Source organism: Sagittula sp. SSi028, from assembly GCF_048553715.1.
Classification (GTDB): Bacteria; Pseudomonadota; Alphaproteobacteria; order Rhodobacterales; family Rhodobacteraceae; genus Sagittula.
Genome location: NZ_JBLZNC010000003.1, coordinates 412,438 through 430,283, shown reverse-complemented (window position 1 = coordinate 430,283; position 17,846 = coordinate 412,438). Strand labels below are relative to the sequence as shown.

Here is a 17,846-nt window from a genome sequence, read left to right as displayed (position 1 = left end):
ATCGCAATTTTCTGCCACAGGCCAGACAAATCCGCCCCGTCCCGACCAAGAGGCCCGCGAAATGCCGCAAATCCGCGCTGTGAACACGTTGATCCTCGGCGCCGGGGCCGCTGGCATGATGGCCGCCGCTCATGCAGGGCCGGATGTTCTGGTCATCGATCACGCCAAAGCGCCGGGCGAGAAAATTCGCATTTCCGGCGGCGGACGTTGCAATTTCACAAATATGGACGTCACACCGGCCAATTATTTGTCTGAGAATCCACATTTCTGCAAGTCTGCGCTCGCCCGCTATACGCAGTGGGACTTCATCGAACTGGTGTCACGGCATGGAATAGCTTGGCACGAGAAAACTTTGGGCCAGTTGTTCTGCGATGATAAGGCGACACAGATCATCGACATGCTGCTGGTAGAGATGCGCAAAGCCAAAGCCGATCTTTGGCTGCGCACCTCTGTCAAAGACCTCGCTCACCGTGACGGGGCGTTTCACGCCACGCTGGAACGCGAAGGGCAAATGCAAACGGTGGTCGCGAAAAACCTCGTGCTCGCCACGGGCGGCAAATCCATCCCCAAGATGGGCGCAACCGGTCTGGCCTACGACATCGCGCGGCAGTTTGACCATGCGGTGACCGAGACCCGCCCCGCGCTGGTGCCCTTCACCTTTGACAAGGGACGCTTTGCCGATCTGGCGGGGGTGGCGGTCGACAGCACCCTGTCAAACGACCGCGCCCGCTTTGCCGAGGCGCTTTTGTTCACCCATCGCGGCCTGTCCGGCCCTGCGGTGCTGCAACTGTCAAGCTATTGGCGCGAGGGCGAAACCATTCACGCGGACCTGTTGCCCGGTACCGATGTGGTCACACATCTGAAAACCGCGCGCCACAACAATGGCAAACGTGCGCTGACGACGGAATTGGGCCACCTGCTGCCCGCCAAACTGGTCGCGTCCCTCGCCACTGAGCATGATCTGACCGGCACGCTCGCGGATCTGAACAACAGCCGTATGGATGCGATCGCCGCCCTGTTGGGCGATTGGCAGGTCAAACCGACCGGAACCGAAGGGTATCGCACCGCAGAGGTCACGCTGGGCGGCATATCCACAGAAGGTTTCGACAGCAAAACACTGATGTCAAAGAGCCTTCCGGGGTTATACACAATCGGAGAGGCCATCGACGTCACCGGCTGGCTGGGCGGGTATAACTTTCAATGGGCCTGGGCCTCTGGCGTGGCGGCGGGACAGGCCATCGCCCAGTCCCGCCCCAAGGCTTAACCCGCCAAGGACGCCTCGACCGCGGCGATGAATGCCTCGCCACGTTTCTCGAAGTTGTCGAACTGGTCAAAGCTCGCCGCAGCGGGGGCCAGCAACACCACATCGCCCGGCTCTGCCTCGGACACTGCCTGCGCCACCGCGCGCGCCATATCCCCGCAAATCTCGGCCTCCACCTGCCCCAGACCGAGGGCAAAGGTCTCTGCCTCGCGGCCAATGACATAGGCCTTGCGCACGTTGTCCAGCCCGGGGGTCAGGCCGTCTAGCCCGCCTTCCTTCATCAAACCGCCACAGATCCAGCGAATGTTCTTGAACGCCTGCAGCGCCTTGAGCGCGGAATCCACGTTGGTGGCTTTTGAATCGTTGACGTAGTGCACGCCGCCCGCTTCGGCGATGCGCTGGGACCGGTGCGGCAATCCGGCGAAACTGCGCAACCCGGCCTCGATCTCGCGGGGTCCAAGCCCCAGCGACCGACAAGCCGCCCAAGCGGCACAGGCATTCTGATGGTTGTGCGCGCCGGGCAGGCCCGCGACCTCCCGCAGATCCACAGAGGCAACCTGCCTCCCCTTGCGCCATTCCGCCAAAAATCCCTTGCGGGCAAAGACATACCACCCCGGCCCCGTCAGCTTTGACGTGGCAATGCGGATGACCCGATCATCGCTGCGCCCTTCGGACAGCTGACCGGCCAGAAACAGCCCCTCGGTCTCGTCTACGCCGATCACGCAGCGATCCGGCCCACCTTCGGCAAACAGACGGCGTTTGGCGGCGAAATAGCCCCCCATCCCGTTGTGACGGTCCAGATGGTCCGGCGAAAGATTGGTAAACACAGCCACATCCGGCGTCAGGCTGCGCGCCAGTTCAGTTTGATAGGACGAGAGTTCGAGCACGACCACGCCGCCTTCTTTCGGCGGGTCGATGTCCAGCACACCGCGACCGATGTTGCCGGCCAACTGGCTGTGCTTTCCGGCCTGCGTCAGAATGTGATCAATCAGGGCAGAGGTCGTGGATTTCCCGTTCGAGCCGGTGACCGCAACCACACGCGGCGGTTGGTCATAGCTGTCAAATTCCGCGCCGAGCGAGCGGAAGAACAGGCCGATGTCATTGTCGACCGGCACGCCCGCCTGCAACGCCTTGGCGATCACGGGGTTCGGCGCGGGATACAGATGCGGAATTCCCGGCGAGGTCACGAGACAGGAGATATCGTCAAACGCACCATCCCGCGTCAGGACGCGCGCCTCGAACCCCTCGGCCTCGGCCCGTTCGCGCGCCGAAGTCGTGTCGTCCCAGACCACAACCTGTGCCCCGCCTGCGCGCAACGCCCGCGCCGCCGCCAAACCGGACCGCCCCAGCCCCAAAACCGCAACAACCGCGCCATCGAACCCTGTCACAGGAATCATGCCATGCCTCTTTCATTGAAAAACGGCCCGCCCCGAGGGACAGGCCGATATGCCGTTCAGCGCACTTTCAGCGTCGCCAGACCGATCAGAGCAAGGATCAGCGAGATGATCCAGAAGCGGATAACAATGGTCGGCTCCGCCCAGCCCTTCTTTTCGTAGTGATGATGGATCGGCGCCATCAGAAAGACGCGCTTGCCAGTCCGTTTGAAGTACAGGACCTGAATGATGACCGACAACGCCTCGACCACGAACAGGCCACCGACGATGCCCAGAACGATCTCGTGCTTGGTGGCGACCGCGATGGCCCCCAGTGCACCGCCCAGTGCAAGCGATCCGGTGTCCCCCATGAACACGGCCGCAGGCGGGGCGTTGTACCACAAAAAGCCCAAGCCCCCACCGACCACGCCTGCGGCAAAGATCAGGATTTCCCCCGTTCCCGGCACGTAGTGCACGTCCAGATATTCGGTAAAGTCGACGCGCCCCACCGCATAAGCGATGATGCCCAGCGTCGAAATCGCGATCATCACCGGCATAATGGCCAGACCGTCCAAGCCATCCGTCAGGTTCACCGCATTGGCCGAGCCTACGATCACGATCATCACGAACGGGATGAACAGGAAGGACATGTTGATCAGCGTGTCCTTGAAAATCGGCAGCGCCAGTTGATAGCTCAGCTCCGGCGGGTGGTATTGCGCGGCCCAAAAGCCCGCCACACCCGCGATCAGGAATCCCAACAGCAGCCGCACCCGGCCCGGAACACCGGCCGTGTTCTGCTTGCTGACCTTGGCGTAATCATCCGCAAACCCGATGGCCGCAAAGGCCATGGTCACGAAAAGCACCATCCAGACAAAGGGATTGTCCAGCCGCGCCCACAGCAGGGTCGAGGTGACCAAGGCCCCGATGATTAGCAGCCCGCCCATGGTCGGCGTGCCTGCCTTGACGAAATGCCCCTCCGGCCCGTCAGAGCGGATCGGCTGCCCCTTGCCCTGCCGCTTGCGCAGCACGTTGATCAGCGGCGGTCCAAACAGGAACCCGAAGACAAGCGCCGTCAGAAAAGCGCCCCCGGCGCGGAATGTGATGTACCTGAAAAGGTTGAAGAAATCACCACCATCACTTAACTCGGTCAGCCAGAATAACATGGCGCTCCCTTCCTACCCTTCGATATCGCTTGCCGATTGGCGCATTTTGCGAATGGCGTCAACCACGCGCCCTACGCCCATCGACAAAGACCCCTTTGCCAGCACAACATCGCCGGCATCCAGATCCGCGCGCACCCGTTTGGCCAATTTTTCGCTGGTTTCGGCCCAATGGCCACGCCGTTCGCGCGGCAAGGCCTCCCACAGGTGTTTCATCAGCGGACCGATGCAGTGGACCACGTCGATCTGGCGCAGAAACCTGTTGTCGGCCAATGCCTTGTGCATCGCGACCTCGTCGCGGCCCAGCTCTTTCATATCGCCGAGATAGGCGATGCGACGCCCGCGATCCTGCCGTCCCACATGGTCGCGCGGCTGTGCTGCGGCCAGCACTTCAAGCGCGGCCCCCAGAGAGGCAGGATTGGAATTATAGGCGTCGTCGATCAGCTCGAGGGTCAGACCCTCGTCAACCGCGTCCAGCATGATGCGTTCGCGCAACCCGCGCCCGGCCCCGGCCTCCCATTGCGCCATTGCGGCCAAGGCCAGCGCCCGATCAAGATTGAGCGCTGATGCCACCGCAATCACCGCCATGGCGTTGACGGCGAAATGCCGCCCCGGCACCATCACCTTGTAGACAAGCGGCAACCGCCACGCCCGCCCTTGCACCACGGTGCAGGCGTCCTGCACGCGCACTTCGGTCAGACGGTGGTGCGCCTTTGAAGTTTCGCCAAAGGAAATCAGGCGCTTGGCCTTGGCGGCAGCGGCGTCTTTCAGGATATGGCTCACGGGAAGGTCCGCGTTGTAAACCGCCACGCCCTTCTGCTCGAGCCCGTCAAAAATCGCGGCCTTTTCACGGGCGATGCCTTCGAGGCTTTCAAAGGCAGCAAGATGCGCTGCCGCCACGATGGTCACCACGGCCACATGCGGGCGCGCCATGCGGGCGAGCGGAGAGATCTCGCCGGGGTGGTTCATGCCGATTTCGATCACGGCGAAATCCGCGTCCTGCGGCATCCGTGCCAGCGTCAGCGGCACGCCCCAATGGTTGTTGTAGGATTTCTCTGCCGCGTGCACGCGCCCCTGCGCAGACAAAACCGTACGCAGCATTTCCTTGGTCGAGGTTTTGCCGACCGATCCGGTGACCGCCACGACCCGCCCCTGGAACCGCGCACGGGCAGCTTCACCCAATGCTTCAAGTCCGGCCTGTACATCATCGACGATCAGCAGCTTTTCGGGGTTATCCACACCCTCTGGGATACGGCTGACCAAGGCCGCCGCCGCCCCCTTTTCCAACGCCTGAGCCACAAAGTCATGCCCGTCCCGCGCGGCCTTTAGCGCGACAAACAGATCGCCCTTTTCAATGGTCCGCGTATCGATGGATACGCCGCTGACTTCCCAATCGGATGCCACACGCCCGCCGGTGGCCTTTGCCGCGTCCTGCGCTGTCCAAAGCATCACAACCCCTTCCCTTCCAGCGCGGCCACCGCGACGCTGGCCTGTTCCACATCGTCAAACGGATAGACGGTGTCGCCCACAGTCTGGCCGGTCTCGTGCCCCTTGCCGCAGATCAACAACGCATCCCCCGGCCCCAGACTGTCGACCCCGCGCAGGATGGCTTCGGCGCGGTCGCCAACCTCGATGGCGGCGGGTGCGCCTTCCAGAACCATGCGCCGGATCTCTGCCGGGTCCTCGCTGCGGGGATTGTCATCGGTGACAATCACCAGATCCGCATGCGCCGCAGCGGCCTGCCCCATCAGCGGGCGCTTGCCCGTGTCCCGATCACCGCCCGCGCCCACGATGGCCACCAAGCGGCCCATCACATGGGGCCGCAGCGCCTGAATGGCTGTGGCAACCGCGTCAGGCGTATGGGCGTAATCGACGAAGACCGCCGCGCCATTGGTGCGTGTCGCGGCCAGCTCCATGCGTCCACGCACGGTGCCCAAGCGCGGCAACACGTCGAACACGTCTTCCGGATCGCCACCGCAGGCGATCACCAAACCGGCGGCAAGCAGGACGTTCTCCGCCTGAAATCCGCCGATCAGCCCCAGACGCACCTGCCAGACCGACCCCTCAAAGCTGACACGCATTTCCTGACCCGTCGCATCAAAGCGCTGTGCCTCCAACGTGATGTCTGCGCCATGCCGGCCCACAGTCATCACCTCTTGGCCACGGGCCTGCGCGATGGCCGCCATATCAACGCCGCGCGCATCGTCGATGTTGATCACAGCCACGCCGTCTTCGGGCAGAACACGGGCAAACAGCCCGGCCTTTGCGTCAAAGTAGTCGTCAAAGCTTGCGTGGTAATCCAGATGGTCCTGCGTGAAATTGGTGAACCCTGCCGCCGCCAGTTGCACCCCGTCCAGACGGCGTTGCGCCAAACCGTGCGAGGATGCCTCCATCGCGGCATGGGTCACGCCCGCCTCGGCCGCCTGCGCCAGCATGTGGTGCAGGGTGATCGGTTCGGGCGTGGTGTGTTTCAACGGCGCGGTCCAGTCACCTTCAACGCCGGTGGTGCCAAGGTTGACCGACCGCAGCCCCAACGCCTGCCAGATCTGGCGGCAAAAGGTCGAGACAGAGGTTTTGCCATTGGTGCCGGTGACAGCCACAACCGTATCCGGCTGTACGCCTGACCAGATCGCCGCCGTATAGGCCAGCGCCTGACGGGGATCTGCCGCCACAACCACAGCCGCGTCGGAGGCGTCGAGCACCTCTGCCGCGATACGCGCGCCCTCTGCATCGGTCAGGATCGCGCCCGCCCCCTGCCGCAGCGCATACTGGATGAATTCCGCCCCATGCATCCGCACACCGGGCAAGGCCGCGAACAGATAGCCGTCTTTCACATCGCGGGAATCCACCGCCAGCCCGGTCACCGTCGCATCGCGTCCGCCGCGTGCGGTCAGGCCAAGGTCCTTGAGGCTTTTGGATTGGGAAGTCATGGTCGCGCCCCTCGTCGTATCGGCAGCATGGTTCGGGCAGCCCTTGGGCCACCCCGCGCCCGACATCCCTGACGGTCAGTCCGAAGCGCTCGTGATCACGTTCAATTGCCCCGTTTCATACTCGGGACGCAAGCCAAGAAGCGGCGCAATTCGGCCGATCATCTCGGCAGCGACAGGCACAGCCGTCCAACCCGCCGTGCGGCGCGGGCGCGAACCAGAGGTTTCCACAGGCTCGTCCAGAGTGACGACCAGAACATATTTCGGGTCATGCGCTGGAAAGGCAGAGGCAAAGGTCGCGATGACCTTGTCCTTGTAGTAGCCGCCCCCACGCTCTTTGGGTTTATCGGCGGTGCCGGTTTTGCCCGCCACGTGGTAGCCGGGCACCTCGGCAAAGGAGGCCGTGCCGTCCTCATGAGCAACAACCTGCCGCAGCATATGCATCGAGGCTTCGGCCACATGTTTGCTCAATACGACGTCGGTGTATTGCGGGCCGGATTTCTTTAAAAGCGTCGGCTTGACCATATGGCCGCCATTGGCGATCGCGGCGTAACCGGTCGCCAGATGCAGCGGCGTGGTCGAAATACCGTGGCCATAAGAGATTGTGACCGCAGACAGATCGGTCCAGCGCTCGGGGTAGAGCGGCTTGCCCCCTTGGGCTTCGGTGATTTCCAAAGGCGTTGGCGCGAACAGCCCCAAGGCGCTCAGGAATTCCTTTTGACGGTCCGACCCGATGGCCAGTGCCAGCTTGCCCGTGCCCCGGTTCGAGGATTTCACGATGATCTTCTCGACCGAAATCGCGCCATAGTTGTGATTGTCGAACTCACCGATGCGGTGACCGCCGACCTTGAAGGGCGGCGACGTATCGATAACGGTCTGCGGGCCGACCAGCCCCAGTTGCATGGCTTGTGCGGCGGTAAAGATCTTGAAGGTGGAGCCAAGCTCGTAAACGCCTTGCACGGCACGGTTGAACAGCGGACTGTCGGAGGGGTTCCCCTGCACCGCCGGACGCGGCCGGTCATTGGGGTCAAAATCCGGCAAGGACACGATCGAGATCACCTCGCCCGTGTGCACATCCATCAGCACCGAAGCCGCCCCTTTGGCGTTCAAGAGCTTCATGCCCGCATCCAGCACCTCTTCGGAGGCGGCCTGCACGCTCAGGTCGATAGACAGCGACAGCGGCACCCCTTCGCGGGCGGGATCGCGCAGTTCTTTGTCGAAGAAACGTTCGATCCCCGCGGTGCCGATCACCTCGGCGGAATGGACACCTTCCTGACCAAAGGACGCACCGCCCAAGACATGGGACAGCACCGGACCATTGGGATAGAGGCGCATCTCACGCGGGCCAAACAAAAGCCCCGGCTCACCGATGTCATGCACGGCCTGCATCTGCTCGGGGCTGATTTTCTTACGCACCCACAGGAACTTGCGTTTGGGATCGGTGAATCGCGCGGCCAGCTTTTCGGCATCGAGATCGGGGAAGATCTCTGCCAGACGTTCCGCCGCGCGCACGGGCTCGATCATCTGCTGGGGATGGGCGTACAGCGAATGCGTCGACATGTTGGTCGCAAGCACGCGACCATAGCGGTCAACGATATCTGCCCGACTTGCAATGATCGACGCGCCAGAGGCCTGCGCGCGCGGCTCTGACGGCTCGGACGCGGACAGCATCCCCATGCGCGCGCCAATCACGCCATAGGCACAAAAGAACATGATCGCCAGAACCAGCAGGCGCCCCTCGGCGCGCAGCCGCATCCGGTCGCGCATTTCCTCGTGGCGCAGGCGGCGGTTCTCGCGTTCGATGGCGTCGGGGTTTTCACCCTTTTCACGTGCATCCAGAATCCGGGCCAGCGGGCGAAGGGGGATCCGCGTCATGGGTTGCTTGCTCCGACAGAGGACACTTCGACGCTGTCCGTGATCTCCAGCTCGGGCGGCAGCGGGTAGGCCACCTGATCAATGCGGCCGAACTGATCGGGGCGCAGCGGGATCAACCCAAGGCGGTCAAAGTTCAGCGCCGCCAGATCGCGCAGACGGTCCGGACGGTTGAGATAAGCCCATTCGGCCCGCAAGATCGCCAGACGTTCCCGCGCGGCGGTGATCTCGGCACGCAGACCTTGGGCGCGATCAAGCTCGTCCTGCGTCTGGTAGTTCTCGCGATAGGCCCAGTAGCCCGATCCGATGACCGCAAGGGCCGAAAGAATGAACAGGATTGTCCGCATTTTACGTCCCCCTTACTTGGTTTCACGCAGCATCGGCATGGCAATATCCGCGCCGCTGATGTCTGCCGCTGTCATATCTGTGCGCCGCGCCACCCGCAGCTTGGCGGATCGCGCACGCGGGTTGCGCGCAAGCTCGTCCGGGTCCGGCCCCACGGCCTTGCGCGTCAGGATCTCGAACGGGGCCTCGGACGCCTCTAGCGTGCGGGCGTATTTGTTCACCTGCTTTTTCTTGTCGCCATGCAACTGGAAGAACCGCTTGACCATGCGATCCTCGACCGAATGAAAGGTCACAACCGCCAGCAGACCGCCCGGTTTCAGCGCACGTTCCGCCGCCATCAACCCCAGCCACAGCGCCTCGAATTCGCCGTTCACCGCGATGCGCAACGCCTGAAAGGACCGCGTCGCCGCATGCGCCTGACCCGGTTTTGTGCGCCCCAGAACCCGTTCGATCATCTCCGCCAGCGGCAGGGTGCGATCAAAAGGACGGTCCTGCACGATGGCGCGCGCGACCCGGCGGGACTGACGTTCCTCGCCGTAGATGTATAGAATGTCGGCCAGTTCCGCCTCGGTGGCGGTGTTGACGATATCCGCAGCGGACCGCCCCTCCTGCCCCATACGCATGTCGAGCGGCCCGTCGCGCATGAAGGAAAAGCCGCGCTCTGCCTGATCAAGCTGCATGGAAGACACGCCCAGATCCAGCACAACGCCATCGACCAGCGGGGCGACCTTGTCGAGATTGCTGAAATTGTCGCGCACAAGCGAGATTTTCGGCCAGTCACCCAGCCAGTCCGCCGCCATCTCATGGGCCAACGGATCGCGGTCGATGCCGATCACCTGATCCGCGCCCGCCTCGACCAGCCCACGGGAATAGCCGCCCGCGCCAAAGGTGCCGTCGATCCAGACCCCCGACACCGGCGCCACTTCACGCAACAATGGTTCTAGCAGGACAGGGATGTGCGGTGCCGCGCTTTCGCCCGTCATCACAGATCCTCCGCGTCGTCATCTTCGTCGAGGAACTGCACCGGATCGAAATCCTCGGGCAGATCGTCAAGGAACTCTTCGGCCTTGGACAGCTCTTCCTCTTCAAAGACCGTGGGCTCCCAGATCTGGAAGGTGTCGACGTTTGACGCGAAATAGGCCTCGTTCGAGATCCCGACCTTGCCGCGCAGTTTCGCGGGCAGCACGATGCGGCCCGTCTCGTCCACGCTGGTGGTCATCGACTGGGTCGAAAACAGACGCTCCAGCATGCGGCGTTTGGGCGAGCCGCGCTTCATCCCGGCGATCCGGTCTTCGACGGCTTCGATCTCGTTAATTGTGTAGCATTCCAGATACTTGCGGCGGTGATCCCCGTAGACGATCACAAAATTCGGGTTCAGACCTTCGACCCAGTCGGGATCGCCTGCTTCGAGGACACGGCGAAAGGAGGCCGGAATCGAGACCCGCCCCTTCGTGTCGACTTTGTGTCGACTTTCACCTCTGAACCTCAGCCTGCGGCCCACTGCCCTCGGCCCTCCTATCAAACGCGCCCCTTGCGGAACGTAAAAACGGCGGGTTGATCTGCTGCCACTGATCAACCCGCCGCTGACCCGCGTTGGCGGGTGTCTCCGACTGCGCGCGCCACCTGGGGGGATGTCTGCTCGCCCGCGCGCCGGATCCTTGTTGTCACGATGAAAGCGGGCGCCTGTATGAACCTGCTCTTTGTTGTTTTTTTGAGTATCGGTTGGGATCGTTTCGCGTCCCGTCTGCCCGTCTCATCGTGTGAGTTAGGTTTGGCATGGGAATTCATGGTAATCAACAGTCATCTACGGGTCGCAGCCCCCGCATCTTGTTTTACGAGCCCCTTCAGAACCAGATATTGCGGCAAAATCGCGGCAAGATCTGGCCTATATGGTGTAAAAACCTGACAGTTACACCAGATATGCGCAAAGAACCGGAGTGTGATTTTTTCCCACGCATTCCCAATTTTTTTGCAGTTACCCACAAGCGGCCGCATAATGCGTCAAAAGCTGCGAGGAACGGGCAACGAACATTTGGTACCATCACAGTGTTATCCACAGATCTAGCGATTTATCCACAGGGATTCACCCCCTCTCGCGCCACCGTGATTCGTATCAGCGCCTTTTGGCCGAGTTCGTCCCACGCTTTCCCATAGGCCCGTCCCATGGTTTCCCATGGACCATGTCGTCCCATGGCGGCCCAACAGCACCCCCTGCCCGTCTTGACCCTCTGCGCGTCCTCCTAGATACCAAGTCGCAAAGGAGGCCCCATGACCACGCCCCTCATTACAGACAGTCACTGCCATCTCGATTTCCCGAATTTCGACGCGGCCCGCCCCGAGTTTATCCGGCGCGCCGTCGACGCCGGTGTGCACCGCATGGTAACAATCTGCACCAAGCTGCGCAGCGAACCGCAGGTCCGCGCCATCGCAGAGGCCCATGATGCGGTGTTCTACGCCGCAGGCACCCACCCGATGAGCGCCGCCGAGGAACCGCTGGCCCGTGTCGATGAACTGGTCGCTTTGGCACAGCATCCCAAATTCGTCGGCATCGGCGAGACGGGGCTGGATTACCACTACACCGCCGACAGCGCCGAGATTCAGAAGACCTCGCTCGACATTCATATACAGGCTGCACAGGAAACCGGGCTGCCGTTGATCATCCACAGCCGTGACGCGGATGATGACATGGCCCGCATCCTTGCCGACGGATACAAACGCGCGCCCTATACATGTGTGATGCACTGTTTCTCGTCATCGCGGGCGCTGGCGCAGGCGGCGCTTGATCTTGGGTTTTATCTGTCGATGTCCGGGATCACCGCATTCCCCAAATCACAAGAGCTGCGCGATATTTTTGCCGAGGCTCCTCTGGACCGCATTCTGGTGGAAACCGACAGCCCGTATCTTGCCCCGCCCCCCTATCGCGGCAAACAGAACGAACCCTCTTATGTAGTGCACACCGCGCAAAAGGCGGCAGAGGTCTTTGATTTGTCTTACGCAGAGTTCGCCGCCGCGACAGAGGCAAATTTCGACCGCCTGTTTGCCAAAGCCGCCCAATGGGCGCCGCAACGGACCGACGCATGACGGACCAGCTTCGGTTTACCATTCTGGGCTGCGGCTCCTCTGGCGGGGTGCCGCGCCTTGGCGGACATTGGGGCGACTGCGACCCCACCAACCCAAAGAACCGGCGGCGGCGCTGTTCCATGCTGGTCGAACGTCTGGGACCGGATGGGACGACGCGGGTGCTGATCGACACCACGCCGGATATGCGCGCGCAGCTTTTGGACGCAGGCATCGGCGCGCTGGACGGGGTCGTCTGGACCCATGCCCATGCGGATCACGTCCATGGTCTGGATGATCTGCGCCAGATCGTGTTCAACACGCGCGAGCGGCTGGATGTCTGGGCCGACGGTGATACGCAAAACGATCTGATCTCGCGCTTTGGCTATGCCTTTGTGCAACCCGCAGGCTCGCCCTACCCGCCAATCCTGAACCTGCACAGCATCGACGGCCCTGTCACCGTGTCCGGCGCGGGCGGCGATGTGACGCTGACCCCCTTTCGTGTGAACCATGGGGCCATCGATGCGCTTGGGTTCCGCATCGGGGATCTCGCCTATCTGCCCGACGTTGTGAAAATTCCCGACGAGGCATGGCCCCTGCTCGAAGATCTGGACTGCTGGATCGTGGACGCGCTGCGCCGCAGCCCGCACCCCACCCATGCGCATCTTGATCTGGCGCTGGAATGGATTGCCCGTGTCACACCGCGCCGCGCCGTTCTGACAAACATGCATATCGATCTGGACTACGCCACGGTCGAGGCCGAGACCCCCGACCATGTGACGCCCGCCTATGACGGCATGGTCCTGACCTATCCGGTCTGACATCACAGGCGACCGGGCCGCTTGCTGCGGCCCGCGCCACCCGCCCGGCTTTTCGGGACATAGATATACAAGCGATTTCCCATGAACGACGTTCTGACAATCATCCTGCCTGTCTTTCTGGTCATCGGCGGAGGCTATCTGGCCGCTTGGAAAGGCGGCTTTCAGGAAAGCGCCGTCGACGGGCTGATGAGCTTTACCACCAACTTCGCCATTCCCTGCCTGCTGTTTCGCGGCATCTGGCAGTTGGATCTGGGCGGCGACTTTGACCCGTGGCAGCTGGTGTCCTTTTACAGTGGCACGCTGATCGGCTTCACCGTCGGCCTGCTGGGCGCGCGCTTTGTGTTTCATCGCGACTGGGAGGATGCGGTCGCCATCGGCTTTTGCTGCCTGTTTGCCAATACCGTCATGCTGGGCTTGCCAATCAGCGAGCGTGCCTATGGCGAGGGCTCGCTACAGTATAACTATGTCATCGTCGCGCTGCATTCGCCCATCGGCTACGGGCTGGGCATCACCGCTATGGAAATCGTGCGCGCCCGTCGCGACAACATCCCCAACCGACAACTGCCGATCAAGGTCGCCTCGGCCATGTTCCGCAATGCGCTGGTTATTGCCATTATGCTGGGCGCTATGGCGAACCTGATGGATCTGCGCTTTCCCGTGGTGATGACCGACGCGCTGGACCTGATGATCCGTGCCGCCCTGCCCGCTGCGCTGTTTGGCATGGGGGGCGTGCTGTACCGCTACCGCCCCGAGGGGGATTTCCGCATCATCGCCTTTATCTGCGCGGTGTCGCTGCTGCTGCACCCGGCGATCACCTTTACGCTGGGCCGCGCCACCGGTCTGTCGGATGGCGCATTGCGGGCGGCTGTGGTGACGGCGGCCATGGCACCGGGGATCAACACCTATGTCTTTGCCAATATGTACGGTCGCGCCAAGCGTGTGGCGGCCTCTGGCGTGCTGATCTCTACCGCCATCTCGGTGCTGACGGCTTGGATCTGGCTGGCGCTTCTGCCGTGAAATGGGTGCTGGACCTTGGCCCGACACCACCATAGCGTGCAGCCATGACCCACACAGACCGCCCCATGCTTGGCATCGCGTTGATGCTGGCCTTTTGTATCTTTGCGCCGCTTGGCGATTCACTGGCAAAACTGCTGGGGCCACATCTGTCGGTCGGCCAGATCACCACATTACGCTTTGCCCTGCAGGCGGTGTTTCTGATCCCGCTGTCTTTGGTGCTGGGGCGGTCGTGGCGCATGTCGCGCCGCACCTTTGTTTTGCTGAGCGCGCGCACGGTCATGCATATCGCGGGCATTGCGATGATGGTGCAGGCGCTGATGTATCTGCCCATTGCCGATGCCATCGCCATTGCTTTTGTGATGCCGTTCATCGCGCTGTTGCTGGGGCATATCTTTATGGGGGAGCATGTGGGGCCGCACCGTCTGGGCGCCTGTGTCGTGGGATTTGGCGGCACCCTGCTTGTGTTGCAGCCCGCCTTCTCCGAAGTGGGCGCACCCGCACTGATCCCGCTGGCCGTGGCGCTGGTGTTCACCATCTATATGCTGCTGAGCCGCGCCCTCGGGCCGCGTCTGGACCCCATCGCCCAGCAGGCTGCGGCCGCACCCATTGCGCTGGCGCTGTTGCTGCCGGTTATGGCCTTTACCCCCGACAGCATTGCCCAGACCGCATGGACCACACCAGAGCCTGACCACTGGCGGCTGGTCTTGTTGATGGGGGCGATCGGCAGTCTGTCACACCTCGTTATGGCCTGGGCGTTGAAATACGCGCCCGCCAGCACCTTGGCCCCGATGCAATATCTGGAAATTCCTGCGGCCACCGCCATCGGCTGGCTGATCTTTCGCGACACCCCCGGTGCAATGGCCAGCGTCGGCATCGCCATTATCATGGGCGCGGGGCTGTATATTGTCATGCGCGAACGGGCCAGCGCGGCGCTGACTGCACAGCCGAAACCAATGCATCAAGGCTCTCCACCGGCACAATAGCCACCATGCCTTCACGCTCGGGCGCCACAGACACCGGGCCGCAAACCTCGTTCGAGGTGCCAATCACCCCGGCGGGGGCAAAGTCGATCCCGTCGATGGGCCAGCGCAGCCCCGCGGACCTCCCCCGCACCGGCGCCATGGGAAACAGCGAAAACCGCGCGCCCATAGGCAGGGTCAGTCGTAGCTCTGGCGGGCAATGAACCACCGCGTCATGGCGGCCCACCAGAATGCACGGCTGATGCGCCCGGCGCACCAGCACATTCATCGCCGCAAGCTGGTGATCCAGCCGCTGACCAAGAAAGCCGTAGCCCAACACCAATGTGGCCTCGATATGACGCAAACATTTGTCGAAATCGGTGCTGTCTTGTTCTGCGACGTGATGAAGCACCTCTGGCGGCAATCTTTCCTGATCCGCGGCGGACAGGGAATCCATGTCCCCAAAGACCGCATGAGGCGTAAATCCCGCATCCAGCACATGTTTTGCGCCCCCATCTGCGGCGACGATATGGCTGGCCTGCGCCAAAACCTCTTTCAAAACGGACGGTTGGACCGATCCGCCGCCAACGAGGATGACCTTGCGGCACGTTCGAACAGTTCTATCATTCATGGCGAATTAATGGCGTTTTGAGAAACAGACCACAATGCCGACATGAAATGATACGCTTATGAGCACAGAATCGGTCAGCTTTGGTCCGTTTGATCGTGGTAAACACATTGTTGCATTACGAACGAAAGTGAGCAGCACATGGTGAGTTCGAGCAAGATCCTAACCGTCTCTTACGGTACCTTCTCCTGTACGGCAGAAGGTTTCGAAGATCCGCTCGCGGTGGTTAAAGAAACGACCCATTTTTTCAGGGGCGTTGTAGGCAACGACCGTTTTTTCGGGGCAGAACCCCCACAGTTTGATCCGGAACTGGCAACCGAAATGATGCGCGCCAAACTGGCCGAGACCCCTGACATGGATCAGGGTTCGGTCACATTGGGCAACGCGGCATCGTCTTCAGGTGCGCTCAGCGCCGCATTGGCGGCAGGTCCGACCCGTCGCAGCGCCCAGCCGGTAGAGGATTCCCTGCCCGATGACGACACCATCGAGGCCACCGCCGTCATGACAGAGGTCCCGCTGGACACCGTCGACGCGGAACTGCCCGAAACATCCGAGGCTGCTGCCCTCGACGAGACGGTGGCACAGCCCACCTTGGAGGGGACCGCGCCTGCTCCGCGGCCCTCCACCCCTGATAGCGTGGCGGCCAAGCTCGACCGCATCCGCGCCGTTGTGGCCAGCACCGACGCGGCGGACACAACCGCCGAAGACGTGCCCGCCGAGGACGCCCTGACAGAGGACGTTCAGGACGATGCGGACCTGATCGAACTGGAAGACGCCATCCAGGACGAGGCCGAAGACGCACCCGCCCAAGACATCGCCATCGCCGAAGCCGTCCAGCCCGAGGCAGAGCCGCAAACTCTGGCGGATGCGACGTCTGTGTCCGGTGAAGAGGTGGATGACGACGCCCTGTCTGCCCTGCTCAGCGAGCTTGAAAGCGACTCGCAGTTCGAAGACCAGTTTCCCGAAGCTGCCGAGGACACCGCCGAGACCGTTGACGCAACAGACACCACTCTCGCGGACACCATCGCCAGCCTCATGGGGCAATCGGATGCCTTGGCAGAAGCCATCGAACCGGACGCCGCACGTGGCTCGGATGGAGATGCAGACGAAATTGCCGAGGACGACAGCGACAACTGGTTTGCAGACGATCTCGACGATGGCGAGGTTATGGCCGACGACACCATGGCCGACCCCGAACCGGAAGCACCCGCACCGCAGCCCATCCGCGCCCGCGTGGTCAAGGTCAAGCGCGCCGATTTCCTGCGCGCTGTAGAGTCGGGCCAGATCGAGGAAGTCGAAGAAGACGACACCGCAGAGACATCCGCCCCCATGGCCGACCAAAGCACCCTCTCCCCCGAGGAAGAGGATGAGCTTGCCCGCGAACTCGCGGCCGTCAAGGCGGAGCTGACCGGTGAATTCGACGACTGGGCCGACACCGCAGAAGACGACGATGCGGACGACAACTGGTACGACGACACGCCAGAGGTGGCGCAGGCAGACACCCCTGCCCCCCTGCGTCTTGACAATCCGATGGTGGCAGAGGTTGAAGACAGCGCCGCAGACCTGCGCTGGTCCCCCGAAGAGGCCGTCGACGACATCGCCGACCGGACCGCCGCCGCCATCGCAGACACCCCATCGGATGACGTCGCAGATCAGGTGCGCGACACCGCCCGAAAAACGGTCAAAATGGCCAGCCCGGCGCGCGCCATGCTCACCGAACGCAATGTGGCCGACGACGATACCTCGCGCCTGATGGACCAGACCGCCTCGGAGATGGACGAGCCCGAGGGCAACCGCCGCCGCACCGCCATCGCGCATCTGCGGGCCGCTGTCGCCGCGACAAAGGCAGATCGCTTGCTTGGCAATCGCGCGGACAAAAAGGATGAACAAGAACCCTATCGCGAGGATCTGGCCAGCGTTGTGCGTCCCCGCCGCCCGCAGACGGGGTCCGCGCGCACCGAACGCCCCGCCGAACCGGCGGCCCGTCCGGCTCCGCTGAAACTGGTGGCCGAACAACGGGTCGAGGATCAGCCGCAAGCGCCCGTGGCCTCGGATCTGCCGCGCACCGTGCCCGTCCGTCCCCGCCGCGTTCAACGGGTCGAGGAACCCGCACGTGATCTTGACCCCGGCAGCGAAGGGTTCGTGGCCTACGCAGAACAGGTGGGCGCAACCGACCTCCCCGACCTGCTGGAGGCCGCCGCCGCCTATATGGCCTACGTCGAGGGGCGCGATCAGTTCTCGCGGCCCCAGCTGATGTCCACCGTGCGCCTGGCGGAACATAGCGAAAGCTCGCGCGAGGATCGCCTGCGCAGCTTCGGCCAGCTCCTGCGTGAGGGCAAAATCAAAAAGACCGCCGGTGGCCGCTTCACGGCAGCCGACCACATCAGCTTCAAACCGGACCGGGCTGTGGGCTAAGCCCCGACATG

Annotated in this window: 15 protein-coding genes; 6 read left to right on the top strand and 9 right to left on the bottom strand. The window is 62.7% G+C overall.

Going from position 1 to position 17,846, the window contains the following annotated elements:
• The first annotated feature begins 61 nt into the window (after positions 1-61).
• On the top strand, positions 62-1,264 hold the full coding sequence (locus tag ACN5AZ_RS08300; protein ID WP_419428391.1) for an NAD(P)/FAD-dependent oxidoreductase: 1,203 nt from the start codon (positions 62-64) through the stop codon (positions 1,262-1,264).
• On the opposite strand, the gene murD is transcribed toward ACN5AZ_RS08300, so the two are convergent.
• The 8 genes from murD to mraZ form a co-directional block, all read right to left on the bottom strand.
• Positions 1,261-2,658, bottom strand: coding sequence for a UDP-N-acetylmuramoyl-L-alanine--D-glutamate ligase (gene murD / locus ACN5AZ_RS08295; protein WP_419428390.1), 1,398 nt, complete (start codon positions 2,656-2,658; stop codon positions 1,261-1,263). The two genes, ACN5AZ_RS08300 and murD, sit on opposite strands and share 4 nt — an antisense overlap.
• A gap of 56 nt (positions 2,659-2,714) precedes the next feature.
• Positions 2,715-3,797 (bottom strand): phospho-N-acetylmuramoyl-pentapeptide-transferase, encoded by a 1,083-nt coding sequence (gene mraY, locus ACN5AZ_RS08290; protein WP_419428389.1) that lies wholly within the window; start codon positions 3,795-3,797, stop codon positions 2,715-2,717.
• Between the two features lie 12 nt (positions 3,798-3,809).
• Entirely contained in the window at positions 3,810-5,246 is a 1,437-nt protein-coding gene (locus tag ACN5AZ_RS08285; protein WP_419428388.1) for a UDP-N-acetylmuramoyl-tripeptide--D-alanyl-D-alanine ligase, read from the bottom strand.
• On the bottom strand, positions 5,243-6,724 hold the full coding sequence (locus ACN5AZ_RS08280) for a UDP-N-acetylmuramoyl-L-alanyl-D-glutamate--2,6-diaminopimelate ligase (protein WP_419428387.1): 1,482 nt from the start codon (positions 6,722-6,724) through the stop codon (positions 5,243-5,245). The genes ACN5AZ_RS08285 and ACN5AZ_RS08280 overlap by 4 nt, the downstream gene beginning before the upstream one ends.
• Before the next feature lie 75 nt (positions 6,725-6,799).
• A complete protein-coding gene (locus ACN5AZ_RS08275) occupies positions 6,800-8,596 on the bottom strand; it encodes a peptidoglycan D,D-transpeptidase FtsI family protein (RefSeq protein WP_419428386.1) in 1,797 nt (598 codons plus the stop codon).
• On the bottom strand, positions 8,593-8,940 hold the full coding sequence (gene ftsL / locus ACN5AZ_RS08270; protein WP_419428385.1) for a cell division protein FtsL: 348 nt from the start codon (positions 8,938-8,940) through the stop codon (positions 8,593-8,595). The genes ACN5AZ_RS08275 and ftsL overlap by 4 nt, the downstream gene beginning before the upstream one ends.
• 12 nt (positions 8,941-8,952) lie before the next feature.
• Positions 8,953-9,921 carry a 16S rRNA (cytosine(1402)-N(4))-methyltransferase RsmH gene (gene rsmH / locus ACN5AZ_RS08265; protein ID WP_419428384.1) on the bottom strand — a complete coding sequence of 323 codons (969 nt, stop codon included), beginning with the start codon at positions 9,919-9,921 and terminating at the stop codon, positions 8,953-8,955.
• Positions 9,921-10,439, bottom strand: coding sequence for a division/cell wall cluster transcriptional repressor MraZ (gene mraZ, locus ACN5AZ_RS08260; protein WP_419428383.1), 519 nt, complete (start codon positions 10,437-10,439; stop codon positions 9,921-9,923). Before mraZ ends, rsmH begins: the two co-directional genes overlap by 1 nt.
• Positions 10,440-11,206: 767 nt before the next feature.
• Between mraZ and ACN5AZ_RS08255 the strand changes: the two genes are divergently transcribed.
• The 4 genes from ACN5AZ_RS08255 (at position 11,207) to ACN5AZ_RS08240 (ending at position 14,816) form a co-directional block, all read left to right on the top strand.
• On the top strand, positions 11,207-12,019 hold the full coding sequence (locus ACN5AZ_RS08255; RefSeq protein ID WP_419428382.1) for a TatD family hydrolase: 813 nt from the start codon (positions 11,207-11,209) through the stop codon (positions 12,017-12,019).
• Complete coding sequence (locus tag ACN5AZ_RS08250) at positions 12,016-12,816, top strand: MBL fold metallo-hydrolase (RefSeq protein WP_419428381.1); 801 nt, start codon at positions 12,016-12,018, stop codon at positions 12,814-12,816. The genes ACN5AZ_RS08255 and ACN5AZ_RS08250 overlap by 4 nt, the downstream gene beginning before the upstream one ends.
• Positions 12,817-12,897: 81 nt before the next feature.
• On the top strand, positions 12,898-13,833 hold the full coding sequence (locus ACN5AZ_RS08245; RefSeq protein ID WP_419428380.1) for an AEC family transporter: 936 nt from the start codon (positions 12,898-12,900) through the stop codon (positions 13,831-13,833).
• Positions 13,834-13,877: 44 nt separating this feature from the next.
• Complete coding sequence (locus tag ACN5AZ_RS08240; RefSeq protein ID WP_419428379.1) at positions 13,878-14,816, top strand: DMT family transporter; 939 nt, start codon at positions 13,878-13,880, stop codon at positions 14,814-14,816.
• Here the strand turns inward: ACN5AZ_RS08240 and ACN5AZ_RS08235 are convergent.
• Positions 14,740-15,423 carry a thiamine diphosphokinase gene (locus ACN5AZ_RS08235; RefSeq protein ID WP_419428378.1) on the bottom strand — a complete coding sequence of 228 codons (684 nt, stop codon included), beginning with the start codon at positions 15,421-15,423 and terminating at the stop codon, positions 14,740-14,742. The two genes, ACN5AZ_RS08240 and ACN5AZ_RS08235, sit on opposite strands and share 77 nt — an antisense overlap.
• Before the next feature lie 318 nt (positions 15,424-15,741).
• Here ACN5AZ_RS08235 and ACN5AZ_RS08230 point away from each other — a divergent pair, with 318 nt between their 5' ends.
• Positions 15,742-17,835 carry a hypothetical protein gene (locus tag ACN5AZ_RS08230; protein ID WP_419428377.1) on the top strand — a complete coding sequence of 698 codons (2,094 nt, stop codon included), beginning with the start codon at positions 15,742-15,744 and terminating at the stop codon, positions 17,833-17,835.
• The last annotated feature ends 11 nt before the right edge of the window (positions 17,836-17,846 follow it).

Bases quoted from the DNA above. Each gene is read 5' to 3' on its own strand.
- ACN5AZ_RS08300 (WP_419428391.1), top strand. From the start codon at position 62: ATGCCGCAAATCCGCGCTGTGAACACGTTGATCCTCGGCGCCGGGGCC.
- murD (WP_419428390.1), bottom strand. From the start codon at position 2,658: ATGATTCCTGTGACAGGGTTCGATGGCGCGGTTGTTGCGGTTTTGGGG.
- mraY (WP_419428389.1), bottom strand. From the start codon at position 3,797: ATGTTATTCTGGCTGACCGAGTTAAGTGATGGTGGTGATTTCTTCAAC.
- ACN5AZ_RS08280 (WP_419428387.1), bottom strand. From the start codon at position 6,724: ATGACTTCCCAATCCAAAAGCCTCAAGGACCTTGGCCTGACCGCACGC.
- ACN5AZ_RS08275 (WP_419428386.1), bottom strand. From the start codon at position 8,596: ATGACGCGGATCCCCCTTCGCCCGCTGGCCCGGATTCTGGATGCACGT.
- ftsL (WP_419428385.1), bottom strand. From the start codon at position 8,940: ATGCGGACAATCCTGTTCATTCTTTCGGCCCTTGCGGTCATCGGATCG.
- rsmH (WP_419428384.1), bottom strand. From the start codon at position 9,921: ATGACGGGCGAAAGCGCGGCACCGCACATCCCTGTCCTGCTAGAACCA.
- ACN5AZ_RS08255 (WP_419428382.1), top strand. From the start codon at position 11,207: ATGACCACGCCCCTCATTACAGACAGTCACTGCCATCTCGATTTCCCG.
- ACN5AZ_RS08250 (WP_419428381.1), top strand. From the start codon at position 12,016: ATGACGGACCAGCTTCGGTTTACCATTCTGGGCTGCGGCTCCTCTGGC.
- ACN5AZ_RS08245 (WP_419428380.1), top strand. From the start codon at position 12,898: ATGAACGACGTTCTGACAATCATCCTGCCTGTCTTTCTGGTCATCGGC.
- ACN5AZ_RS08240 (WP_419428379.1), top strand. From the start codon at position 13,878: ATGACCCACACAGACCGCCCCATGCTTGGCATCGCGTTGATGCTGGCC.
- ACN5AZ_RS08235 (WP_419428378.1), bottom strand. From the start codon at position 15,423: ATGAATGATAGAACTGTTCGAACGTGCCGCAAGGTCATCCTCGTTGGC.
- ACN5AZ_RS08230 (WP_419428377.1), top strand. From the start codon at position 15,742: ATGATGCGCGCCAAACTGGCCGAGACCCCTGACATGGATCAGGGTTCG.